The 21,369-nt window shown below is 69.7% G+C and carries 24 protein-coding genes; 11 read left to right on the plus strand and 13 right to left on the minus strand.

Annotation, left to right across the window (positions count from 1 at the left end; all coding sequences use genetic code 11):
* Positions 1-311: 311 nt before the first annotated feature.
* Together ACTWM8_RS16300 and ACTWM8_RS16305 are read left to right on the plus strand one after the other, a co-directional pair.
* Positions 312-1,250 (plus strand): cyclase family protein, encoded by a 939-nt coding sequence (locus ACTWM8_RS16300; RefSeq protein WP_322442123.1) that lies wholly within the window; start codon positions 312-314, stop codon positions 1,248-1,250.
* Positions 1,251-1,510: 260 nt separating this feature from the next.
* Positions 1,511-2,005 carry a hypothetical protein gene (locus tag ACTWM8_RS16305; protein ID WP_446209766.1) on the plus strand — a complete coding sequence of 165 codons (495 nt, stop codon included), beginning with the start codon at positions 1,511-1,513 and terminating at the stop codon, positions 2,003-2,005.
* A gap of 135 nt (positions 2,006-2,140) precedes the next feature.
* On the opposite strand, the gene ACTWM8_RS16310 is transcribed toward ACTWM8_RS16305, so the two are convergent.
* On the minus strand, positions 2,141-2,533 hold the full coding sequence (locus tag ACTWM8_RS16310; protein ID WP_446209767.1) for a nitroreductase family deazaflavin-dependent oxidoreductase: 393 nt from the start codon (positions 2,531-2,533) through the stop codon (positions 2,141-2,143).
* Between the two features lie 275 nt (positions 2,534-2,808).
* Between ACTWM8_RS16310 and ACTWM8_RS16315 the strand changes: the two genes are divergently transcribed.
* A complete protein-coding gene (locus ACTWM8_RS16315) occupies positions 2,809-3,963 on the plus strand; it encodes a hypothetical protein (protein ID WP_446209768.1) in 1,155 nt (384 codons plus the stop codon).
* Positions 3,964-4,022: 59 nt separating this feature from the next.
* Here the strand turns inward: ACTWM8_RS16315 and ACTWM8_RS16320 are convergent, their stop codons facing one another.
* Complete coding sequence (locus ACTWM8_RS16320) at positions 4,023-4,373, minus strand: PRC-barrel domain-containing protein (protein ID WP_446209769.1); 351 nt, start codon at positions 4,371-4,373, stop codon at positions 4,023-4,025.
* A 95-nt stretch (positions 4,374-4,468) separates the two neighbouring features.
* A complete protein-coding gene (locus ACTWM8_RS16325) occupies positions 4,469-4,918 on the minus strand; it encodes a VOC family protein (RefSeq protein WP_446209770.1) in 450 nt (149 codons plus the stop codon).
* A gap of 109 nt (positions 4,919-5,027) precedes the next feature.
* Between ACTWM8_RS16325 and ACTWM8_RS16330 the strand changes: the two genes are divergently transcribed.
* A complete protein-coding gene (locus ACTWM8_RS16330) occupies positions 5,028-5,462 on the plus strand; it encodes a TIGR03668 family PPOX class F420-dependent oxidoreductase (protein ID WP_446209771.1) in 435 nt (144 codons plus the stop codon).
* 17 nt (positions 5,463-5,479) lie between these two features.
* On the opposite strand, the gene ACTWM8_RS16335 is transcribed toward ACTWM8_RS16330, so the two are convergent.
* From ACTWM8_RS16335 to ACTWM8_RS16355, 5 genes are all read right to left on the minus strand, one after another.
* The gene (locus ACTWM8_RS16335; protein ID WP_446209772.1) at positions 5,480-6,391 is read right to left on the minus strand and encodes a TIGR03619 family F420-dependent LLM class oxidoreductase; all 912 of its coding nucleotides are present in this window, start codon (positions 6,389-6,391) and stop codon (positions 5,480-5,482) included.
* Between the two features lie 40 nt (positions 6,392-6,431).
* Positions 6,432-6,824 carry a DUF2267 domain-containing protein gene (locus tag ACTWM8_RS16340; RefSeq protein ID WP_446209773.1) on the minus strand — a complete coding sequence of 131 codons (393 nt, stop codon included), beginning with the start codon at positions 6,822-6,824 and terminating at the stop codon, positions 6,432-6,434.
* Between the two features lie 155 nt (positions 6,825-6,979).
* Positions 6,980-7,402, minus strand: coding sequence for a DUF2267 domain-containing protein (locus ACTWM8_RS16345; RefSeq protein WP_446209774.1), 423 nt, complete (start codon positions 7,400-7,402; stop codon positions 6,980-6,982).
* 168 nt (positions 7,403-7,570) lie between these two features.
* Positions 7,571-7,822: a hypothetical protein gene (locus ACTWM8_RS16350; RefSeq protein ID WP_446209775.1), complete on the minus strand. Its 252-nt coding sequence runs from the start codon at positions 7,820-7,822 to the stop codon at positions 7,571-7,573.
* Complete coding sequence (locus ACTWM8_RS16355; RefSeq protein WP_446214574.1) at positions 7,819-8,082, minus strand: DivIVA domain-containing protein; 264 nt, start codon at positions 8,080-8,082, stop codon at positions 7,819-7,821. Before ACTWM8_RS16355 ends, ACTWM8_RS16350 begins: the two co-directional genes overlap by 4 nt.
* Before the next feature lie 98 nt (positions 8,083-8,180).
* On the opposite strand from ACTWM8_RS16355, the gene ACTWM8_RS16360 reads away from it, so the two are divergent.
* Positions 8,181-9,671 carry an SMI1/KNR4 family protein gene (locus ACTWM8_RS16360; protein ID WP_446209776.1) on the plus strand — a complete coding sequence of 497 codons (1,491 nt, stop codon included), beginning with the start codon at positions 8,181-8,183 and terminating at the stop codon, positions 9,669-9,671.
* A gap of 77 nt (positions 9,672-9,748) precedes the next feature.
* Here the strand turns inward: ACTWM8_RS16360 and ACTWM8_RS16365 are convergent, their stop codons facing one another.
* Complete coding sequence (locus ACTWM8_RS16365) at positions 9,749-10,012, minus strand: hypothetical protein (protein WP_446209777.1); 264 nt, start codon at positions 10,010-10,012, stop codon at positions 9,749-9,751.
* Positions 10,009-10,278: a DivIVA domain-containing protein gene (locus ACTWM8_RS16370; protein WP_446209778.1), complete on the minus strand. Its 270-nt coding sequence runs from the start codon at positions 10,276-10,278 to the stop codon at positions 10,009-10,011. Before ACTWM8_RS16370 ends, ACTWM8_RS16365 begins: the two co-directional genes overlap by 4 nt.
* Before the next feature lie 264 nt (positions 10,279-10,542).
* Between ACTWM8_RS16370 and ACTWM8_RS16375 the strand changes: the two genes are divergently transcribed.
* The 5 genes from ACTWM8_RS16375 (at position 10,543) to ACTWM8_RS16395 (ending at position 12,747) form a co-directional block, all read left to right on the plus strand.
* Positions 10,543-11,430, plus strand: coding sequence for a helix-turn-helix domain-containing protein (locus ACTWM8_RS16375; protein WP_446209779.1), 888 nt, complete (start codon positions 10,543-10,545; stop codon positions 11,428-11,430).
* A complete protein-coding gene (locus tag ACTWM8_RS16380; RefSeq protein ID WP_446209780.1) occupies positions 11,423-11,644 on the plus strand; it encodes a DUF397 domain-containing protein in 222 nt (73 codons plus the stop codon). Before ACTWM8_RS16375 ends, ACTWM8_RS16380 begins: the two co-directional genes overlap by 8 nt.
* A gap of 62 nt (positions 11,645-11,706) precedes the next feature.
* Positions 11,707-11,937 (plus strand): hypothetical protein, encoded by a 231-nt coding sequence (locus tag ACTWM8_RS16385; protein WP_446209781.1) that lies wholly within the window; start codon positions 11,707-11,709, stop codon positions 11,935-11,937.
* A 39-nt stretch (positions 11,938-11,976) separates the two neighbouring features.
* Positions 11,977-12,159, plus strand: a complete 183-nt coding sequence (locus tag ACTWM8_RS16390; RefSeq protein ID WP_446209782.1) for a hypothetical protein — start codon at positions 11,977-11,979, stop codon at positions 12,157-12,159.
* A 303-nt stretch (positions 12,160-12,462) separates the two neighbouring features.
* Positions 12,463-12,747, plus strand: a complete 285-nt coding sequence (locus ACTWM8_RS16395; RefSeq protein WP_446209783.1) for a hypothetical protein — start codon at positions 12,463-12,465, stop codon at positions 12,745-12,747.
* Positions 12,748-12,811: 64 nt separating this feature from the next.
* Here ACTWM8_RS16395 and ACTWM8_RS16400 read toward each other — a convergent pair whose 3' ends face one another.
* Positions 12,812-18,823, minus strand: a complete 6,012-nt coding sequence (locus ACTWM8_RS16400; RefSeq protein ID WP_446209784.1) for a DUF4011 domain-containing protein — start codon at positions 18,821-18,823, stop codon at positions 12,812-12,814.
* 120 nt (positions 18,824-18,943) lie between these two features.
* Between ACTWM8_RS16400 and ACTWM8_RS16405 the strand changes: the two genes are divergently transcribed.
* On the plus strand, positions 18,944-19,438 hold the full coding sequence (locus tag ACTWM8_RS16405; RefSeq protein ID WP_446209785.1) for a hypothetical protein: 495 nt from the start codon (positions 18,944-18,946) through the stop codon (positions 19,436-19,438).
* Between the two features lie 78 nt (positions 19,439-19,516).
* Here ACTWM8_RS16405 and ACTWM8_RS16410 read toward each other — a convergent pair whose 3' ends face one another.
* Together ACTWM8_RS16410 and ACTWM8_RS16415 are read right to left on the minus strand one after the other, a co-directional pair.
* The gene (locus ACTWM8_RS16410; RefSeq protein ID WP_446209786.1) at positions 19,517-19,816 is read right to left on the minus strand and encodes a hypothetical protein; all 300 of its coding nucleotides are present in this window, start codon (positions 19,814-19,816) and stop codon (positions 19,517-19,519) included.
* A gap of 1,060 nt (positions 19,817-20,876) precedes the next feature.
* Positions 20,877-21,089, minus strand: coding sequence for a hypothetical protein (locus ACTWM8_RS16415; RefSeq protein WP_446209787.1), 213 nt, complete (start codon positions 21,087-21,089; stop codon positions 20,877-20,879).
* Positions 21,090-21,369 lie beyond the last annotated feature (280 nt).

The following is a 21,369-nucleotide window of genomic DNA, read 5'->3' on the forward strand; positions in this document are numbered from 1 at the left end:
GGCGGGCGGCCGCCCCGACGTGACAACCGCTGCCGACGCCTACCGGACCGGTCCCGACTTGGCTCAAATTAGTGCGCACCTTGGGTGATCGCGGCGCCGGCGGTGCGGAGGTCGTCGGGTAGTAGGTCGGTGGCGGTGATGGTGTGGTTGCCGGCCTGAATTTCGATGACGCGGTAGCGGCCGGCGGTGCGGACGAGTCGTCTGATCGACCAGGCATTGCGGTCGGCGATCCAGCGGCGGGATAGCCTACCTGCGGTGCCTCGAACCGCGTGACCGGAGGAGTCGATGCTGGGATGACGGTAGGGCGACCGATGCCCACACAGGACGACGTGCTCGGGTACTTCAACACGCTGTCGAACTGGGGACGGTGGGGCGACGAAGACGAGCTCGGAACTCTGAACCACATCACCGACGACGTCCGGCTGGCGGCGGCGCGGGCCGTGCGCCACGGCAGGAGCGTGTCCTGCGCATGGGAGGTTGCCGTACCGGAAGACATGGAGCGGTCGACGACGACGTGCCCGTGCGCCGCCGACATGCCGGGTGCCGAGAACATGCCGGTGCCAGGCTTCCACGCCGACCGGCGCTGGGGCTTTTCGTCCGAGCGGCTCGGCATCACGTTCCACGGCAACACCCTCACCCACGTCGACTCGCCGTGCCACATCTTCTGGGACGGCACGATGTACAACGGGCGGTCGCACTCGTTGGTCGACGCCGCAACGGGATCGGCGTGGGCGGCCGTCACGGCGGCGGCGAACGGGATCATCACGCGTGGTGTCCTGCTGGACATTGCGAGGGCCCGCGATGTGCCGTGGTTGGAACCGGGGCAGGGTGTGTTTCCCGACGATCTCGAGGAGGCCGAGCGTCGCCAGGGTGTACGGGTGCGATCCGGCGATGCGGTACTCCTGCGGACCGGCTATGGCCGCGTCCGGCACGAGGCCGGTGAGGCCAGCGGTTTCACCCAGGCCGGCTGGCACGCGTCCTGCCTGCCGTGGCTACATGAACGCGACGTCGCGCTGATCGGCGCTGACACCCCCCAGGACGTTCAGCCGTCGGGGTACGAAGACGTGTTGATGCCGGTTCACGCCGTGAGTCTCGTCGCGATGGGTCTGTGGCTGCTCGACAACTGCGACCTGGAGGTGTGCGCGACAACGGCTGCCGAGCTCGGCCAGTGGGACTTCCACCTCGCAGTCGCGCCGGTCCGCTTCGCCGGTACGTCCGGCAGCCCGGTCAACCCGATCGCCACATTCTGACCGCGGTCGCACCAGATGCGGGTCTTCACCGTCCGCACGTACGGGGCCACCCGGCCACCTACGACCCACGATTAGTGCACACACCCGACCCCAGCGAGCCAAGAATCTGCTGGTCAGCCGAACAAGGCCACACGGAACCCATAATCGTGAGCCACGTCAGGTCTGAGCTGTCATGCCGTAGCGCAGAAGCCCGGCGGGCGGCCGCCCCGACGTGACAACCGCTGCCGACGCCTACCGGACCGGTGGCTAGAGAATCAGGAATGCCCTTGATCGACTCCGTCCGTCGACTCGCGGCGGTTCTGGCGCGGCTTGCGCCGCCGTATGGGCCGCTGGAGCTGCCACCGCCGGTCCCCCCGGACGAGCCACTCGACGACATCGCCCCCGGTTATGCCGAGTTCCTCCGCCTCGCCGACGGGGCTACCTGTGGAAGCACCGGCGACATCCGGCTGTGGTCGGCAGCATCCGTGCGCCAGACGCCGTGGATGGCTGAAGACCTGCCGGGCGGTGCTGCGCGCTGGTGCGCGGTCGCGGACGTCCTGCAGAACCCCGTCTTCGTTGAGCGTGCAACCGGCGAGGTGTGGTGGTTCTCCGACCTGAACATCGTCTGGTACACCGACACCGAGCTTGCCAGTTTCGCCAAGCTGGCCGACGACGTTGCCGGGTTCATCGACTACCTCATCCTCGGTCCTGGGTACGTCCAGCACCTCTCCCAGCGGGCGAGACGACCCGTGGCTGGAAGCGCTGTCAAGCAGTGAGTGAGGTGCGCCCAGCACGACTGACTTTGACACAGTCCCTAATGGGCCGGAGCGCTGGCACGCCGAGGTGATCGCGGAACTCGCCGACTCGCTGCCAACGTCGAGCCTTCGGTAGGAAGCCCGGCGGAGATCTGCCTAGTGGACGTGGTCTGCGTCGGGCACGGTGTCGAGATAGAGGAAGTCGGTCACGCCGATCACCCCGACGAGCTGGCGGACGACCGGCGGCATGCCCCGCCGGGTGGGGTCGTGCACGAGGCGGGGACGGGTGAGAGGCACTCGCCGGCCGCGGATCTCCAGCTCACAGCCGCCGGCCGCCATCACGTTTCTCGCCCAGTCGGTGACCCCGTAGGTCAGCGCGGCGACGTAACCGTCGGACGTCCGGAAGATATTGATCGGCGTCCGGTACTCCCGACCGGAGCGGCGGCCCCGGTGGATGATGACGCCGAAGCCCGGCAGCCGCCCGGCCAGCGGACCGGTCACGCGGTTGGTGACGACCCGGTTGAACCGCGCCAAGCGTCTGGGCAACACCATGGCCACCATGTTCCCCCGAGCGTGATCGAAGCGTCGGCCGACACTTCGATCGCTGCACTGGTGTTGCTACCGGCCGACCGGGCCGACGGCACCGTCGTCTACGAACGCTCCTGAAGCGGCCGGGTCGGGCGTCTGCCGACCGGCTCACCGAGTGCGGCGGAAGCAATAGCCCGATTAATACCATTTGGCGGCACATGTGGCGTTGCAAACATGGCAGAACCCGTATGGCCAGCCAGAGAGATGTGAAGCAGCATGTAGGCAAGGCTAATGGGGTGGTTCACGTGGTCAGTACCGGTAAAACAATTCGGAATTTTCGCCAGTTTCCTGTGGAAGCCCAGCGATCGGCGGATGCGGCAGCACAGGAGCGTGAGCAGCGCGTCCGGACGGTCACCAAGAAGCGCAGTAGCAAAGCCGCGAAACTGTCAGCTCATGCAAGCCAGCGGCTGCAGCGCCTGCTAGGAGACGACAACTGGGCGGACTTGAGGAAACTGATGCAGCAGGAGCGGTTGGCTTTTCGTGACCTGCTTCAGCCGCCGCAAGGGCTGGAGTCGCCCTACGAGAAACTCAACAAAGCCAGGAAACATAAGGCCGACGCATTCCTGCGAAGTCGAGACGTCAGGCGCGAGGCCATTGCCGCAATAGCGACGGACTACCACGACTCAATAATCGACGTCTTCACGGTCGACGACAACATCAGCACCGGATTCCACCTCTCGAACAACCTCGACAAATGGTTGAGCCTGTCTCCGTTCCACGATCACGCGCTCCCCTGGGGAGTCTTCGAACCCGACGACAGCCAGGGCCCGCACCGGTGGGAGGTGTTCCGGCCGCCGTTCTTCGGGTTCAACTTCGGCTTCACGCCGGTGCACAACGACAACTTCGTCGTTGATCGGATTCACACGCTCAACCCGTCGGTCGGAGACGTGGGCATCTCCATCACGATGGACAACAGCGACGCCAGCGACTTCGACTACGCATCCGGCGACGCATTCAGCGCCATAGCATTCGCTTTCGTGCCACCGACGACAGGGCTGGTCGAGGTCCTCATCGACGCGCAATGCGTCGAGGCAACGCACCGCTTGGAAACAGAGGACGAATGGGGATGGTCGAACTCCCGCACCGGACAGCGGAACTTCCTGATGCTCGACGTCCTGCATCCCAACGTGTCCGAGCCCTCATATGCCGAGATGTCGGTCCTCGACGAGGAGACCGACGATGACGAGAGCTTCCTGCAGGAGAAGTTGACCCGTGGTGCCCACTACTTCGCGCAGCTGTTCAGCGCGGGACCGGTGCCGGCGGGTCAGTCCGTCGTCGTGTGCGCCGGGACGCGTTCGTTCGACAAGAGCGGCACAAACGACGTGTCCATTCACAGCACGTCCGACTTTCGGTGGTTCATCAACTCGGTAGAGGTACGAGTCTCGCCGTAGGACACCTCGAGCACCAGCTGCCCATACGGCTGGCCAGCGGGGGGTAGCTGCCCGGCGGGTCAGCGGGGTCGACTCAGCCGCTGCCAGGCGCGGCGCAGGTCCGCCTGCACCGGGTGGTGAGCCGCTTCCTCGACCACGCCGGCCGGCGGGTCCTCGCCCGGATCGTGCATTTCGGCACCGGGTACCGACAGCACGACGCCCCGCTCGTACAGGTCGGCGATCTGCTCCCGGTAGGCGAAGCGGTGGGACTGGTCCGGACCCGGCGGCGCCACGATGACGCCGTGGAAGATGTCCCACCGTTCGTCGGTGAGCACCTGCTCGACCACGCCGACGGGTGCCGAGTCGACGTCGTAGACCCGGGTGCCGACGGCGAGCGCGAGGTACGAGACCTTCGCGCCGAGATCCTCCACGACGTTCACGGTACCCGCCGCCTGATCACCATGGGCCCGATCACGATGGCTGGTCTGGCCATGACCAGGGCTGCCGGCGGCGCCGATCGTCAGACTCAGGCGGAGGCTGCTCGACCCATCTCGGCGAGGATCCCGGTGGCCTGACCAAGCTCGATCAGGTAGCCGTCCGGATCACGCAGGTAGCACCGGATCTCGACGCCATGGTCCTTCGGCTCGGTCAGGAACTCCCCACCCCGTGACCGCCACTGCTCATAGACTGCGCGGACATCGGTGACCCGGACGTTCATCGCGCTGCTGAGCGTCTGCGAATCCGGCGGCGCCTGTGCCTGCACGCCCGGCTTGTCGTCGGTCGGACCACCTTCGTCGTTGATCACGATGTAGCTGTTGTGGAACCGCAGGATCGCCGGCTGGCGTTCCCGCACCACCGTCGCCCCCAGCACCCGCTGGTAGAACTCCCGGGAACGGTCCACGTCCCGCACGATCAGCAGGTGCGTGAGCACCAGCCCAGCCTCAGGCTGAAAGTAGTCGGGCGCCTCGCTCGCCATCACGCCTCCCCCGGGTCCGCTCGGCAGGGCCTACCCGCGTGCGGCGCCGGCACACCCACCGGCCACAACGAGTCACCCAGGACGGGTGTCGGCTGTTACGGTCGGGCCTGTGCCCGCCGACGAAATCCGGCACCGGGTCGGGTCGGCCAGGGTGGCCCGGCTGACCACCGTCCGACCGGATGGGCGTCCACACCTGGTGCCCGTGTGCTTCGTCCTGCTCGACGATGTCGTGTACCACGCGGTGGACGAGAAGCCCAAGCGCCACCGGCGGCTACGCCGGCTGGAGAACATCCGGGCGACGGGGCATGCCTGCCTGCTGGTCGACGAGTACGACGAGGACTGGTCGCGGCTGTGGTGGGTCCGGCTGGACGGGCACGGCCGGCTGGTGGAGGACCGCGCGGAGGAGGCCGCGGCCCGCGCGGCGCTGGCCGACAAGTACCCGCAGTACGTCCAGCGGCCACCAGCCGGGCCGGTGATCGCGATAGCGGTGACCGCCTGGTCGGCGTGGTCTGCGACGGATGCGGCAGCCGACCCGGCCGGATGAGCGCCGGTCCGGGCGTGTCAGTGGGTCGGAGCGAGGGCGTCGAGCACCTCGTCGGCCCGTCGCAGCGACGCCTGCGCGTCCGCGCGGGGTGAGCCGATCTCGGGATCGAAGTTGAGGTCGACGAACACTTCCGTGATGCCGGCTTCGGCAAGCCTGCCGAGATCCGACCGGATCTGCTCGAGCGTGCCGGTGAGCGGCTCGCGCTCGGGCGGGCCCGCCGGGCGTACGCGGACCGCGCCGCGGCAGACGAATCGCAGTGAGCGGGGATCGCGGCCGGCCTCCACAGCGGCGGCCTTGACGGTCGCGACCGCCTCGCCGATGCCCGTCAGGTCCGCCTGGCTGCCACTGACCCAGCCGTCGGCGAGCCGGCCGGCCCGGCGCAACGCGGCGGGCGCCTGGCCGCCGAGCAGAATCGGCGGGTGTGGCCGCTGCACGGGCTTCGGCGCCAGGCGCGTCGGCGGGACCTGGTAGAACTCGCCGCGATGCTCGGTGACGTCGTTCTGCCAGAGGGCGCGAAGAACGGCGAGGAACTCCTCGGCCCGACGGCCCCGCCGATGCTTGCTCGCCCCCGTCGCCTGGTACTCCTCGTCCGCCCAGCCGAGGCCGAGTCCCACGTCGAGCCGTCCGCCGGCGAGGATGTCGAGGGTCGCGGTCTGCTTGGCCAGCAGCACCGGAGAGATGAACGGCATGTTGAGCACCGCGACGCCGAGCCGCACCCGCGTGGTGTGGGCCGCCAGGAACGCCAGCGTGGTCAGCGGGTCCTGGACGCTGTGGTAGGTCTCGCTCCAGCCGAGGTCGGCAGGGACCAGGAGCCGCTGGAACGTCCAGAGCGAGTGGTATCCGAGCTGCTCGGCGCGGCGGGCGATGTGGATCATGTTCTCCGGTGTGGCCCACGAGCCGGAGACGGGCGGGGCGAATCCAACCTCCACCCGCGCACCGTACCCAGATCGGGCCAGGAAGTGGCTCGGTTCAGGCCCCGACGCTGCGGCCCACCGGATGAAGCAGCTGCCGGATGTCCTTCGGCAGCTCGGATTCCAGGTTCTCGAGGTCTTCGGCGCTCACCGCCTCGCGCAGGGTCGTCAATACGGCGCGGGCGCCCTCAATGGGCCGCTCGTCATCCGTTCCCGCGCGGACCCCCACCTCATTGAGGAACTCCACGAGGTCGAGCTGTTCGGCGAAGTCCACTTCCTTGTGCAGGTACCCTCGCAACTCCTCGGGGAGCTGCGTGGCCAGGTGCCGCGCCTCGCCGCCACTGACCCGTTCCGCCAAGGTTGTCAGCGTGGCTCCGACGATGTTCGCCGCCTCCGCCGCCGGCATTCCGGCCCGCTTCCCCACCGCTTCGAGAAACTCGGCGTAGTTCACAGGTTCTCCTTCCGGACCGGCCGGGGTGCGTCGCGGCGTCCGTGACCGGCGTCGAGAGTTCTTCTCTCCCGTGCGTCCACCTGCGGGCGCCGTTCCACGCCGGCGCGCGCCCCGACCGGCTGCGGCCGCACCTGCTCCTGCCTCAACTGCGCGTGCTAAGAGCCTGGGCGCTGCCTGCCACCGGCACCCACCGGCTCGATCACCTGCCGGAACTCCTTCGGAAGCTGGGCCATCGCGTCCTCGAACTCGTCACGGGAAACAGCCTCACGGAGCGTGGTGAGTACCGCGCGGACCCCGGCACCGGCGAGCGCACGGTCGATGGCCGGGTGGTCCGCCACCCGCCGCACGAACTCTTCGAGCCCGAACGGCTTGGCATGTTCCCCTCTCCCCCTGAGCGGTGGGGGTTTGCGAAGGTGATCGTCAAGCCCGTCGGGAAGCTGATAGGCAAGGTCCTCAGCCTGGCCGGCGCTGATCCGATCTGCCAATGTCTCCAACGTCGCGCTGGTGAGTGTCGCCGCCTGATCGGTCGACACCTTTGCCCGCGTGGCCACTGCGTTGATGAAATCCTCGTATTCCACCTGGTTCTCCTCTCCGGCCCGATCGCCGTCGAACCGCCAGTTACGAGCCCCTGACCTCAATGCGCCGCGATGGCACACTTCACCTCTCGGGTGCCGAGCGAACTGGTACCTCGACAGCCTCCTGGGACGGGGGGTGACCCTGCCTCATCCCGATCGGGCGAATCCGGGTCAGCGGCGCAGTCGGCGGGCGCAGGGGCCGTCGTGGTCGGCGCGGAGCAGGCAGCGCCGGCCGCCGGGCATCAGCAGGTCGCAGAAGACCCGATGACGTACGTTCTGGTGGTCCTCGGCGGAGACGGTGGTCTCCCCCGGGTCGGTCTGCGGCAGCACCAGCAGCCAGCGGCCGATCACCCGGGCCAGGCGCTGCGCGGCGGGCAGGTCGGTGGTGACCACCGGCAGGTGGATGACGTACCGCTGGGTCATGCCTCGGGTCCGTGATCGGCGTGGTCGCTCCGCTGGCGACGCAGCGCGTCCTTGGCGGAGGCGGCTTCCCGCCGGCTGGCGGCCAGGGCCGCGTAGACGGCGGCCAGGTCCACGGCGACCCGGTCGAGGAAGGCGTACACGTGGTCGGGCTCAAGGCCGCGGCGTCCGAGCCCGACCAGCTTGAAGCGGCGCTCGCGCACCTGCCACGGCAGCAGCGGGGTGTACGCGGCGTCCAGCCGTCTATGGGGCGGGAGCCATATGAGGGAGGCCGGTTCGGTAGGGTTGGCGTGATCATGGGGAGGGACGGTTGTCCTGGCCGGGTGGTGGACCGTGGGTAGTTGCCGCTACCTCGACAAGCGTGAGCTGGGAAGTGGCTGCGGCAGCCATTTCCGCGGCGTCGAAGGTGCGAGTGGCGGTACTTCATATCGCCGAACGCAGGCATGACGACAGCGCCCCTTGTCAGCTACTGAGCGACAACCTCGCCACGTACGTCGAGGTGCATGCCGGTGGTATCGACGCGCCGCGCCCCGACGACCTCGTCGGAATCACCCAAGCCCTGGCACGGACCCATGGCCTGATCCTGGTGGGCGCGGCCCACGGGCTCCTCGTTCCGCTGGGCCGCGGCGGCTGGACCCTCGCGGATCTGGCCTGGGCGCTGCGGGCGCCCGTCGTCGTGGTGACCGACTCCGGACCAGACTCGACCAATCACACCACGCTTGCCCTCGATGCCCTCACCAGCCGTGGCCTCTCCGCCTCCGTGATCGCCATCGGCGACGGCGGTGACCTCACCGGATTGCCGGTCGGGCTGGCTGGTCGAATTCCCGCCGGCGCGGCTGACCAGCCTGAGCTGTTTCGAGCGGAGGCGGCTGGCTGGCTCGACCCGGTGCTGCAGGCGACCGGCGGTAGGGCGGTGGCTGCCGACGATTCGCCCTCCGGACGTGCCGTCGCCATGCCGGGGTCCAACGACGCGGTGCCGGCGGCGCGGCGTGACCAGGACGCGCCACCCTCGACGGTCATCGGCAAGCGGCTGCTGATCGTCCTGCTCGCGGTCTTTCTGCTGTTGGTGTTGGTGCTCTGCGCCGTCACCACCTTCGGATCGGATCGCACAAGCGTCAACGACGCGAGGGTGTCCATCGACCCGGGACCGGTGCCTTCCGTACGGCAACCAGTTCCGTCCTACCGCACTGTCCCCAACACGGGCTATGCGAAGGCGCCGTCCCGACCGTCTGCCGCCGCGGTCTGCCCGCAGTACGCCGGAACCCTGGTCGCCGCCGAGCCCGACGCTGCGACCACCGCCCGGGTCAACGCTGCCTGGAAACGTATCGAGAAATGGTTAGCGGCGCACGCGCCCCGCACGCGCGCCTCGCTGCGGCCGGCCGCGCCACCGGAGCGGATCGCCGCGCTACAGGCGCGGATGTCGGTCCCCTTCCCGCCTGATCTGGTGGCGTCGCTGCGGCGGCATGACGGGGTCGCGGCGGTTGACAGCTTTGATCTGCCACCGTTCTATCGACCGATGCCACTAGACCAGATCGTGGCCGACTGGGAGGTCAGCTGTTCCGTCTTGGCGGGCGGACCGCTGGACGATGACTGGTGGCACCGAGCCTTCGTGCCGTTTGCGACGGCGGGCGATGGTGGTTGTCTGCTGGTCGACCAGCGTCCCGGTGGACACGGCAGGGTGGGCGAGTTCTATCCAGAGGATGGCACCGGCTTCGACCGTTGGCCGGCGTCGATCGCAGAGCTCTTGGAGGGCGCGGCGCGGTCGTTGGAGACCGGCGATCCCTACATGCAGCGATATCGTCCGGGCGTAAAAGCTGGCCTGTTGGAGTGGACGATCGAGGCACCGCGATAACGCCGTCACGGCCGCGTACCTTCCCGCATAGATGAGCGCCGCGCCGCCCTCGATCTCCCTCGAGGTCGGTTTCTCACTCAGTGACAGCCACGCCGCGTGAAACGGCGGGCGCAGGGGCCGTCGTGGTCGGCGCGGAGCAGGCAGCGCCGGCCGCCGGGCATCAGCAGGTCGCAGAAGACCCGATGACGTACGTTCTGGTGGTCCTCGGCGGAGACGGTGGTCTCCCCCGGGTCGGTCTGCGGCAGCACCAGCAGCCACCGGCCGATCACCCGGGCCAGGCGCTGCGCGGCGGGCAGGTCGGCGGCGACGACCGGCAGGTGGATGACGTACCGCTGGGTCATGCCTCGGATCCCCGATCGACGTGGCCGCTCTGCTGCCGACGCAGCGCGTCCTTGGCGGAGGCGGCTTCCCACCGGCTGGCGGCCAGGGCCGCGTAGACGGCGGCCATGTCCACGGCGACCCGGTCGAGGAAGGCGTACACGTGGTCGGGCTCAAGGCCGCGGCGTCCGAGCCCGACCAGCTTGAAGCGGCGCTCGCGCACCTGCCACGGCAGCAGCGGGGTGTACGGCATCGCGCCGTAGCTCGACCGTTGATTGCGGACGCTCATCTGCCGCCTGCCTCTCCTGTCGGATGGAAGGGGTGGGGCCACTCGTCCTCCCCGCACGCGCGGACCCACCCCGCCCTGCCACCGCAGCTTGCGATCAGCGGTACGGCACCAGGGCCTTGTAGCCATCGTGTGACAGTGCGCAGTGGAGACGCAACGTTCCACAGCAGAATTCTTGGCCCAGGCCTTGACTTCTTTTACTGCAACCGATATGAGTTACGTGGTCGCGTTACGCAGTGTTGCGGGATGGAATCAGGGAGTGTTCGGGTGACAGAGGACGTCGGATCGACCGTGCCGCGGCGGCAGCTCGGGCGGCTGCTACGCCAGTTCCGGACCGAAGCCGGGGTGACCCTGGACGCCGCCGCCGAAGCGCTTGAGTACAGCCGGCAGAAGATCTGGCGGATCGAGAGCGGCCTGGGGCCGGTGCGGGTGCTCGACGTCAAGGCGATGTGCGAGCTCTACCACGTGTCGCCGGAGATGACCGAGGCGATGCGGGGGCTGGCGGCGGAGACGAAGTCCAAGGGGTGGTGGCACGCGTACGGGGACGCGGTGCCGAGCTGGTTCGAGCTGTACGTTGGCCTGGAAGCCGCCGCGTCTCGCCTTCGTGGCTACGACGAGTCGCTGATCCCCGGCATCCTTCAGACCAAGGAGTACGCCCACGCGCTCTACCGCCTCGGCCGGACGCTGAGTGACGAGGAACGCGAGCGGGCTGTCCAGGTGCGGCTACAGCGGCAGGCGCTGCTCATGCGACGGCTGCCGGCAGCTCCCCGGCTGGAGTCGGTGTTGTCCGAGGCGGTGCTCCGACGGATCGTCGGCGGCCCGGCGGTGATGACCGCCCAGCTCGACCACCTTCTCAAGCTGTCCGAGCTGCCGAATGTCTCCGTCAAAGTGCTACCGCTCGCAGCAGGGCCTCAGCCCGGTGCAGTCGCCGGCACCTTCATGATTCTCGACTTCCCGCCGACCAAGGGTGGCCGGGCCGCACCGGAACCATCGGTTGTCTACTCCGAGTCGCTAACCGGGGCGCTCTATCTCGACAAGCCCGACGAGCTAGCCGCATACGAGCGCGTCTGGAAGGGTCTGGATGCGCTCGCCCTCGGCGAGGCAGAATCGAAAGACATGATCAAGAGGATCACCGGGGAGACGTGGCATGGCTGATCTGACCGGCGCCGTCTGGCGCAAGAGCACCCGTAGCGGCGACAACGGCGGCGCCTGCGTCGAGGTCGCCGACAACCTCCCCGGCATCATCGCCGTACGCGACTCGAAGGACCGGGCCGGAGCCGTGATCACCTTCACGCCCTCGGCCTGGTCGACGTTCGTCGCCGCGGCCGGCGCCTGCCCCACCGATGGGCCGACGACGGTCACCGCCTGACGGTTCTCGCGGGTTCGCCGCCCTGCTGGCGAGGACCCACTCGGACGTCGGAGGCTGGTGGCATGGGAATGATGGTGGCTGCGCGACGAATCGAAGCCGCGACCAACGAGGTCCGATACGAGTTCGGGTTCGAGGACAGGTTCGATCGGATTCTCGTGATCGATCCCGGCACTCTCGCGGCACGTGTCGAGGACGGCCACTTCAACTCGGCGGCCAGCGCCATCACCGCGAAGATCGTCAACTCCTGGCGGTCCAGTGGTGAGTTCCCCGCGAGGATGCTGTTCGCCGGCTAAGTCGCACCGGGAAAGTCCGGCGCAGAGCTGCGGCAGCCGATGCTCCCGGCAGGAACGACGATCGTCTACTCGACCAACGCCGAGACGCGCGTCTGGCTCGCGGGGCTGGTGGCGGTGCGACAGCCGGTCGAGGTCGCGCACGGGCGCATGAGAACCCACAGCGGCGGCAACGGCGTCAAGGTCGCCATGAACCGCCCCGGCATCGTCGCCGTACTCGAATGACCCGGCTGACGGTTCTCGCGGTTCGCCGCCGAGCGCGGTACCTTCCCCTGCTGGCCTCGGCGGGTCAGCACGGAGAGCCACCGATTGGTAACGTGACGGCGGTTCGCGCATCCGCACCGGCAACTGGATCGACGGCCGTCTCGGCGTGGTCAGCGCCGGCCTCGACGCCCTCGCCTTCGTCTCCGACCAGGGACGTCCCTACCCGGCGACCCGTCACGATATCGACGCCTTCGAAGATCGGGCCTATGCGCATGAGGAACAGTGGTGGACCAACCACTCGGTCAGGCCGGAGGGAGCGCGCTGATGGCAACGTTGGATGAATGGCTGACGGCCTACGACGTCGTGTACCGAGCGCTGCCGGCGGCCTCCGATCTTGCCTGCCCGAACTGCGGACACCGGACGCTCCGGATCGTCTTCACGGCACGACCCGCCGCCGAACACGGCTACGCCTCGTTCTGGTGCGACACCTGCCTTGAGGGGATCTACGTGTCGCGAGCCCCCATTCCAGCCGGAGTCACCGCCCGCTCGACGGACGAACCGGCCGACGACCGCAACCGCGGGATACCCGACTACCGCCTTGTGACGTAGCGCCGGAGCCCAGATCGATCGGGACAGGTGCAAGCAAGAGGGCAATTGAGCCTGGTGACGCTCGTCAGCCGAGGGTCAGGCGTCCCTCCTGGTCGAAGCGAAGGCGACCGCTGGTTACGGCGACGTGCAGCCCGTACCGGAGCAGCTTGTCGATCTTGTCGGTGCGCCGACGGTAGCCGAGCCGCTCCAGGCCGGCGCGCAGCAGCCGCTCCTCGTCCATGCTCGGTACGTCCTGCAGCACGTGTACGAAGGCGTTGGCCACCTCCTCGGGCGGCACCTCCTCGAACGCCCGATCGTTGCTCGCCTGGGTGACCCGGTACGCGCGGTACGTCTGCGGGTCAGCCCCATCGGGCCAGGCGTATCGGCTCACGGTCGGGTGCGCGTACAACCGGCGGGAGTCGACCAGCGCGAGCACGGCGGTGCGGCGGTCCTCCCTGGTCCGGAGGAAGCCGAACCGGGCGAGGGCCAGGCGAGCGAGCCGGTGCTGCTCGACGGGCCCCTCCGCCTCGATGATCTCGCGGAGCGCGGTCCGCATCAGATTGCGCACCCGCTGGTCGGTGGCGAGCAGGTCGAGGTCGGCCTGGTCGCCGAGCAAGGTCGGCAGGTATGGAACGAACGGACTGACCGCGATGGTGCCCGTCTCTGTCGCTGGCGTGGCCGTCACCTGCGGCGGCGTGGACGCAGCGACGAGCCCGGTGACGAGCGCTGGCGACGCGCCGAGGAGGGGCTCATCGTCCGCGGCGAGGCGCAATGGTGACAGCTCGGCGGCCAGCATCGGGCGCGTCGGCGACAGCTCGTCGTCTGTCGCGGAGCGCGGCTGCGGCAGGTCGGCGTCCCCGTGCGGCGCTGCGGCCTGAGCCTGCCCGGGCTCCGGTTCGACGGTTACGGGGGCTTCAGCTCGGGTGACCGCTTCGTCGACCCGGTCGAGCAGCGCCGACCGGTCGTGGATCCACGCCGGCAGCCAGAACCGCACGACCTCCGGCCAGCCCATGATCGACCGGAGGAGCGTTGGCGCCGAGTCCCGGTCGGCCACCGTCGGGCGAGCACTCCAGTCCGGGCCGTCCAGCATGACGGCTACCTGCCACCGGGGCGAGCCCGGCTTGCGTACGGCGATGTCCACGGTGAAGTCGGAGAGGCCGTGCGAGGTGTGGACCTCGTGGCCGCGGCCGCGCAGCGCCGTGGCCACCTCCTCGCGGATCCGGCTGCGCCGCTCGGCGCGGTCGGTGGCCAGGTCACCCAGGCGGTCCGCGCCGGCGGCGGCCATCTCGCAGTACGCCCGCAGGTGCTGCGTGCCCAGCGCGGAGGTGCGGGACAGGTCGATGTCCGACGGGTCGAAGGAGGAATACAGGACGACCTGGCGGCGGGCCCGGGTGATGGCCACGTTGAGCCGCCGCTCGCCGCCGGCCTGGCTGAGCGGACCGAAGTTCAGCGGAAGCTGGCCGGTCTCCGGGTTGGTGGAGAAGGCCAGGGAGAACAGGACGACGTCCCGCTCGTCGCCCTGCACGTTCTCCAGGTTCTTGACGAAGATCGGCTCCGGAACCGCCCCGGAGAGGTGCTCGCGGATGATCGGATCGGTGCTCTCCTCCAGCAGGTTGAGGATGAGGTCCCGCTGCTGGATGTTGAAGGTGACCACGCCGATGGACTGGGTGGCGTTCGCCGGGTCGTGCAGCCGCCGGGTGATGTCCGCGAGGATCGCCCGCGCCTCGACCTCGTTGGTCCGGGAGCCGCCCCGGTCGTACTGGCCGTCGACGCGCCGCCAGCTGACGCCGGCGGAACTGGTGGCACCGGGCGACGGGAGGCTGGAGAGCTTGTTGTCGTAGTAGTAGCGGTTGGAGAAGGCGATGAGTGACTCGTCGTGGCTGCGGTAGTGCCAGGAGAGCCATCGTTGCGGCAGACCCGATTCGACGGCCTCGCTGAGGATACTCTCCAGGTCCTCCGGCACCGGGCCGTTGCCCTCGTCGACCTCGTCGGCGGTGTGACTGGCCTGCATGATGCTGCTCGGCGGCATCTGCCGGGAGTCGCCGACCACCACGACGGCGCTGCCGCGACCCATCGCGCCGATCGCCTCGGCCACGCGGATCTGCGACGCCTCGTCGAAGATGACCAGGTCGAAGCGCTGACTACCCGGTGCCAGGAAGTTCGCCGCCGACGCGGGGCTGACCAGCACGCACGGGGTCAGCGCCAGCACGGCGTCCGGGTACTGCTCGAACAGCTCCCGGAAGGACCTGCCGCCCCGCTTGCGGCGAAGCTCTGCGGCGAAGTCGGCGAAGCGGTCGCGCCGGTCGGTCGGGCTGAAGGGGCGACGGCCGATCAGCACCGACGGCAGCTGCGTCGGGAGCGCGGACCGCAGCTCGGCGGCGGCCGCCTCGAACTGGCTGATCTCGTCGTCGTGCAGCTCCGGGTCGAAGTACTGCAGGCCGCCGGCGCGTACCCGATCGGCGAGGGACGCCGCCGCGACTCCCCGCCGGTAGACCTCCTCGGCGAGCTGCGCGGGCACCTCGGCGCGGAGCAGTTGGTCCCGGTACTCGGTGAGGCCGGCCGAGGCGAGCACGTCGGCGTGGGTCAGGACGGTCGCCCACCGGCGGAGCGGGAACAGCTCCTCGGCCTGCAGCTCGTGCAGCCACGCCGCGCCGTCCCGCTGCCAGGCGTCGACCCAGTGTGCACCAGCCGCCCACAGCGTCAGCTCCGGCCCGGCCGAGCGCAGCACTCCGCGCCAGGCCCGCCACCGCGAGGCGACCCGGTCGAGAAGGGCCGCGCCGACGTCGGTGAACCCGTCGTGGAACAGCTCCCAGGCCTGCGGGTGCCGGGCCAGGAGCGTCCGGCCGGCCCGGGTCGCCTCGATCGCCTCCGCCAGCCGCTCCTGCGCGTTGGCGTCGGTCGGCTGCCACGCCGGCAGCCGCAGCCCGCCCAGTGCCACCAACTGCTGGTGGAGCGCGGCCGCCTGTGCCTGGGCGGCGACCAGCCGACCGGTGGCCACCTCCACCCGCTCGACGTCGAGCGTCGCACCGGCGACCAGGTGCACCGCCAGCCGGTCCGCGATGGCCTGCCGACGCTTGCGCTTACCGAGCAGTCTCTTCGCCGCCTCCTGGGCCTCGCCGTGCCAGGCGGTCAGCTCCGGGCGGGCGAACACGTCCGGCCGGAAGGTGGCCAACTCACCGGCGAAGCCCTGCCGGAACGCCGCCAGGTCCGCCTGGAGACGAGCCACCGCCTCGTCCCACCGTCGGTCGCTGGCGCGCAGGGTGGTCTCCCGGTCCGGCAGCAGCCCGCGTACGGCGAGCCAGCCGCCCACCTGCAGCTCGCCGACGGTCTCCGGGGCGGGCAGCGTCCGCAGCAGCCCGACCAGGTGCGGGTGAGCGGTGAGGTCGGCGCGGAGCCGTTCGAGCTCGGCGGCGATCTCGGTGACGGCAGCGCCGTGCAGCCCGTCGAGGGATCGGCACCCACTGAGCGCCCAGGGGTGCGCGGCACGGATCCGCGCCGAGCGTGCGGCCGCTGGGAACTCCCGCAGGGTTGTCTCGACCCGCGCGCGTGCCTCGGCGGGCGCGTGCAGGTAGCTCACCGGAATGGGGGCGACCGGGCCGTCCCCGTACGCCAGGACCTGCTCGTAGGCCGACCAGAGCGACATCCCGACGGGGTTGGCGGTGTGGACCTGCGCCGGGTACTCCGTCAGCGGGGCGAGCCGCGTCCGGTAGGCCGTCTCGACGGCCGTCCACGTGCCGTCGCCACCCTGGTCGTACTGGTCGAGGGCGTCGCGCAGCTGTTGGCGGATCGCGTTCAGGGACTGCTTGCGCCCGTGCAGGTCGAGGGCGAACGGCCCGAGGCCGATCTGCTTGAGACGGCGCTTCACGACCTCCAGCGCGGCCTGCTTCTCGGCGACGAACAGCACCGATCGGCCGGCGGTGACCGCCCGGGCGATCATGTTGGTGATGGTCTGCGATTTGCCGGTGCCGGGTGGCCCCTCCAGGACGAAGGAGTGGCCGCGCTCGGCCCGCACGATGGCCTGCATCTGGGACCCGTCGGCGGGGATCGGCAGGTGCAGGTCCGCCTCGTCGACGGCGACGTCGGCGTCGTGGTCGGGGCGAGCCGGGTCGTCGAACGTGGCGCCGGAGGACTCGACCAGATGCCGGACGACCGGGTTCTCCATGAACCGGGGCCAGTGGTCGGTGAGGTCCCGCCACATCTGGAAGGTGGAGAACTGCAGCAGTCGGAGGCTGGCGGTCTCGTCGATGCGGTAGTTGAGCCGGTTGTCGACCAGGCCGGTGTTGATCGCGGCCAGGGTCTTGGCGACGTCGATGCCGTGCTCGTCGAGGACCGGCTGTTCCAGCTCCGGAATCCGGACGCTGTGCTTGACGCGCAGCCACTCGATCAGGCAGTAGTTCGGGCTGGCGACCTCGGTGCCGTCGATGACCATCGCGTACGGGCGGCGGCCGGTGCCACCCTCGATGCGCACCGGCAGGAGGAACAGCGGCGCGTACGCCTCTCCCCCGGTCGCCTTGGTGTGCACCAGCGTGCCGATGGTCAGGTAGAGGTAGTTGCTGCCGGTCTCCTGCTCCATCGTGCGCGCCTCGCGCTGCAGCGCCCGCATCGCGGTCTTGTAACGGGCCTCGGTGACCGCGCCGTAGACCCGGCGGTCGGTGCGCAACTCCCGGGTCAGGATCTCGGCGTTGAGGTCCTGCGCCCGGCGCGCCCCGGCCAGCTCGTGGACGTGGCTGATGTCGTCCTGCGGAATGACCTGCACCTGACGGCCGTCGTGGATGAGGTCGTCGAGCAGGGCCAGCGCACCCACCGGCACGTGCAGGTCGAGGCCGCGGCCACGCTTGGGCAGGTTGAGCAGCGGGTTGCGCAGGCTCAGGTCGAGCAGCGACTTCTTCCACTGCTGGACGCGCGCCGGCGAACCGTCGGACTGCTGCGGCACCTCGTCACCCTCGTCCGCAATCTGCCGTAGCTTCGCCGCGGCGACACCGGGCGGAAGGTCGAGGGATGCGGTGGCGTCGGGCGCGCTCTCGGCGTCGATCGGGGCGGGCGCGACCAGTTCGTCGGCCGACGGCAGCGGCCGGATGCCGGAGCGGTGGGCCAGGTGCACGTCGACGACGCCCTGCAAACGCTCACCGTCGCCGCGGAAGTGGCCAAGCCCGACCCGTACCGCCTCGGTGAAGGTCGCCGACTGCGCGCCGGGTCCGATGCGGGTCAGCTCGACCGGCACCGCCCGGCCGGAGTCGACCATCGAGATCAGCAGGTTGGTCTCGGTGACCGCCGCGGAGCCGAGCCGCTCCTCTTCGAGCAGGAAGCCCCCGAAGGCGTGCCCCTCGCTGATGAAGATGAGCGGGTGCAGCCCTGCCGCCTCCAGGCAGGCCGCGTAGGTGACGGACAGGTCGAGGCAGTTGCCGAGCCGCCCGTCCAGCACCGCGGCTGTCGTCCGCACCTTCTGACCGCTGTTCTCGAACGACGCCGGCAGGGTCTGGTAGGTGATCTCGAGCTGGCGCAGCGCCTCGTACACCGCGCCGGCGATCAGCGCCGCCCGCTCGGAACCCTCCTGATAGCCCTGCAGGGAGCCCGAGCCGGTCCGCGCGAGCAGGAGCTGCGCGGCAGCCCGCAGAACCGCCTCAACCGCCCGGGTGTTCGGCTGCACGAAGGCCGCCAGGCTGTCATACAGGGCGGGGCTGTTGAACCACTCGTTGTGGGCCAGCACCGCCGACGGTGCAACCAGCCGCAGCGCCGGCCTCTCGTGCGCCTCGACGGTGAGCCGGTAGTCGACCGGGAACGCCTCGTCGGTGCGGTACAGCAGCCCGCGGTCCGGCGTGACGTCCCGGAAGTCGTCCCAGCCGGTACTCGCCCCGGACCGCAAGGGCGCGGTCAAAGTACGCCTCCAAGGCTCGATCAGCGCACCTTCGGGGCCGAGCAGCTCCAGCGTCAGCGTCACGTCGGTCAGCGGCGCCGGACCGCGGTTGACCAGCGTGAGGTGACGGACCAGCGGCACCCGGTTGTGCACCAGGGCGGCGTTGATCGCCGGCTGCACGAGCAACGCGACGGCAAGCTGGTCGTCGTCGGCGGTGAACTGCGCGAAGACGCTGTCGGACATGGGCGTTTCTCCAGGTGGCAAGGCCAGGACTCGTCAGCCTAGCGGTCACCCGACCGGTGGATCCGCCCCCGGCCCGTATGCCGATCTTGGTTGTCGTACCCCTGGTGCAGGATGTGCGCCATGACGACGCACCACCTGAACAGCCTGCGCCTGGTCTACGGCCACGCCACGAACCACGACTGCCTCGCCTTCGTCGACGCCGACACCGCCGCCGGGGAGGCCGCCGAGATCAGGGCGCTCGCCGCCGCCCGTACGTGGGGCGAGGCCCGGCAGGTGCAGATGACCCGCCTGTGGAACCCCGCCGGCCCCGAGTGCTACGACGAGGACGACTACCCCGACGACGAGCCCTTCCGCATCGCCGAGGTGGGTGCGGTCGTGGACATGAGCTGGCCCAAGATGGTCGCGGCGCGGGCGCTCGACGTGCTGCCGGAGGACCTGCAGGACCGGTACGGCAAAGTCGTGCTCACGGTTCACGACGGTGAGTACCTCGAGATCCCGCTCGACGGCGAGACTGAACTGGTCGCGGAGCTGCGCGAGCGTGGCTACGAGGTGACCCGCGACGACGACCTCATCAACCTGCTCGACGGCCTCGGCCTCGGCTCGGCGACCGCCTGAGGAACGACGGAGACGCCGGCATCGCTTCCGAGGACCGGTTCGCTACGCGTGCCCGGCCGGCGTCTCCGTAGCTCCTGCTCACCGGCGGCGCTTGTTCAGGCTCGGTAGGCCGCCGGGCACGGTCCGCACGCTGCCGTCCGGGTTGCTCCGGCCCGGCTTCTGCAGGCCCTCGGTGACCCGCCGGCAGGCGAGGTCGGAGGCGCTCAGGTTGACGACGACCCGGTCCGACCCCCGCCAGCTCCGTAGGCGAGCCAGAGCCTGGTGGCTGTCGGCGATGCCGGTCAGCGCGCGGATGGCCGGCATCGCCCTGGACCGGTCGGCGAGCAGGAGTTGGGCGACGTCGGCGGGGCTCAGCCTGCACGGCGAGGTGTTGCCCACTGGAACGAGTGAGGCGTAAACCTTCCCGTTCTGGAGCCACAGCCACACCGGCCTCTTGCCGTCGCCGGCCCGCACGACCTGAGTTGTCGGCGGGGCACTTCGTGTGGTGGAGGCCTGCTTGGTCGAAAGGTGGGCTTGCAGAGCGGCGGTCGGCTGCGCCCGTCGCCTGGACTGTGGCGGGACGCCGACAGCCGGGCGGGTCGCGGCCGCCCCTCCCGTCGGTGTTTCCTCGCCGGGTTGTGGCGGCTCGGCCGGCGCCGCTTGCCGTTCGCGCACGAACGATTCGGCGAGCTCCCACTGCTCCGGCGTGAACCTGACCGGGATGACCTCGGTCAGGTGCGGTGCCGACGGGTTCCGGACGGTGAGTTGTGCGCGCCGCTTCGCGTGGTCGGCGCGGTGGGTGCGCCGATCTCGATGACCGTGGCGAGCGGAATGTGCCTGACATCCGCCTTCAGCCATGGCAGCAACCGCCGACGCCGGACGACAAGATGCTCCGTCTCGAACCAGGCGTCCCAACGCCGAGCCAACCCGACCACCTCCCGTGCTGCGCAGGTTAGCGGCCTGATGATCACCACTGCACTCGGCGCAACGGCCAGTCAACGCGCCGGATCGTCTGATGGGTCACTGCGCAGGCGGCGCGAGGACCGGACAACCTGCCGTATCCCCCATGCTCGACCCGGAGCAGCGCCCGGGCCGAGTCCCCGCCGGCCATCAGTGGCAGACACCTAGTCAAGAGGCCCGGTCACGCCTGCCAGTCTCGGCTTCCGGCTCGTCGTACGGCGGCTCCTCGTAGTCAAGGATCTCAGGGCCGTAGTCAGGTCCCCAGTCGGAAAACCTGCTTGGTTCCCGCCGGAGTGGCGGGGGGTGCTCCGTCTCCGGCTTGTCTTCCAGACTCGGTCGCTCAGTGGTCACCAGCGAACGCTAACGGAATCGGATGACGTGCGGCGTCGTGGCCCGGCCATCGGGGGCCGGCCGGGCCCTCTCGTCGGCCAGGACCGTACGCCGCCGGCTCGGCTCTGGGACAACCGGACCAGCGGCGCAACCGCCTGACCTTCAGGACTCAGGTGATGGCGAGGGCGGTGAGCACCGGAAGGTCGTAGGGACTGACCAGCCGCAGCGGCTTGTCCCTCCTCCGACCGTTCTCGGTGATGATGAGGGCCGTGCTCAGGTAGCCGGCCTGCCTCTTCCGGCTGAGCCGGTCGATCGCCTCGACCACGGTGATCGCCCGCGGCACCAGAACGGCGTCCTCAGCCGGCTCGGCAAACTTCAGCACTTGACTGACCGGCTCCTCCTCGGCGATTCCCGTGTTGTCAGGGTCGATGGACTCCTTCCACGGCCCGGCCGGTCACCGGCGGAGGCGGCGGGTGCAGGGGCCGTCGTGGTCGGCGCGGAGCAGGCAGCGCCGGCCGCCGGGCATCAGCAGGTCACAGAAGATTCGATAGCGTACGGCCACCGCGCGAATCCCCCGTTCGGCATCAGGTGGTGCCGATGGAGGGCGGGCGGCGGAGGGGTTCGCACAATATGATGTGTGTCCGTCGATGGTTTACGGCTCG

The sequence above is a fragment of the Micromonospora sp. IBSANI012 genome (genome assembly GCF_052814045.1).

Excerpts from the sequence above, each read along its gene's own strand:
- ACTWM8_RS16300 (WP_322442123.1), top strand. The coding sequence starts at position 312 with ATGCCCACACAGGACGACGTGCTCGGGTACTTCAACACGCTGTCGAAC.
- ACTWM8_RS16305 (WP_446209766.1), top strand. The coding sequence starts at position 1,511 with ATGCCCTTGATCGACTCCGTCCGTCGACTCGCGGCGGTTCTGGCGCGG.
- ACTWM8_RS16325 (WP_446209770.1), bottom strand. The coding sequence starts at position 4,918 with ATGGCGAGCGAGGCGCCCGACTACTTTCAGCCTGAGGCTGGGCTGGTG.
- ACTWM8_RS16350 (WP_446209775.1), bottom strand. The coding sequence starts at position 7,822 with ATGACCCAGCGGTACGTCATCCACCTGCCGGTGGTCACCACCGACCTG.
- ACTWM8_RS16365 (WP_446209777.1), bottom strand. The coding sequence starts at position 10,012 with ATGACCCAGCGGTACGTCATCCACCTGCCGGTCGTCGCCGCCGACCTG.
- ACTWM8_RS16370 (WP_446209778.1), bottom strand. The coding sequence starts at position 10,278 with ATGAGCGTCCGCAATCAACGGTCGAGCTACGGCGCGATGCCGTACACC.
- ACTWM8_RS16380 (WP_446209780.1), top strand. The coding sequence starts at position 11,423 with ATGGCTGATCTGACCGGCGCCGTCTGGCGCAAGAGCACCCGTAGCGGC.
- ACTWM8_RS16385 (WP_446209781.1), top strand. The coding sequence starts at position 11,707 with ATGGGAATGATGGTGGCTGCGCGACGAATCGAAGCCGCGACCAACGAG.
- ACTWM8_RS16390 (WP_446209782.1), top strand. The coding sequence starts at position 11,977 with ATGCTCCCGGCAGGAACGACGATCGTCTACTCGACCAACGCCGAGACG.
- ACTWM8_RS16395 (WP_446209783.1), top strand. The coding sequence starts at position 12,463 with ATGGCAACGTTGGATGAATGGCTGACGGCCTACGACGTCGTGTACCGA.
- ACTWM8_RS16400 (WP_446209784.1), bottom strand. The coding sequence starts at position 18,823 with ATGTCCGACAGCGTCTTCGCGCAGTTCACCGCCGACGACGACCAGCTT.
- ACTWM8_RS16405 (WP_446209785.1), top strand. The coding sequence starts at position 18,944 with ATGACGACGCACCACCTGAACAGCCTGCGCCTGGTCTACGGCCACGCC.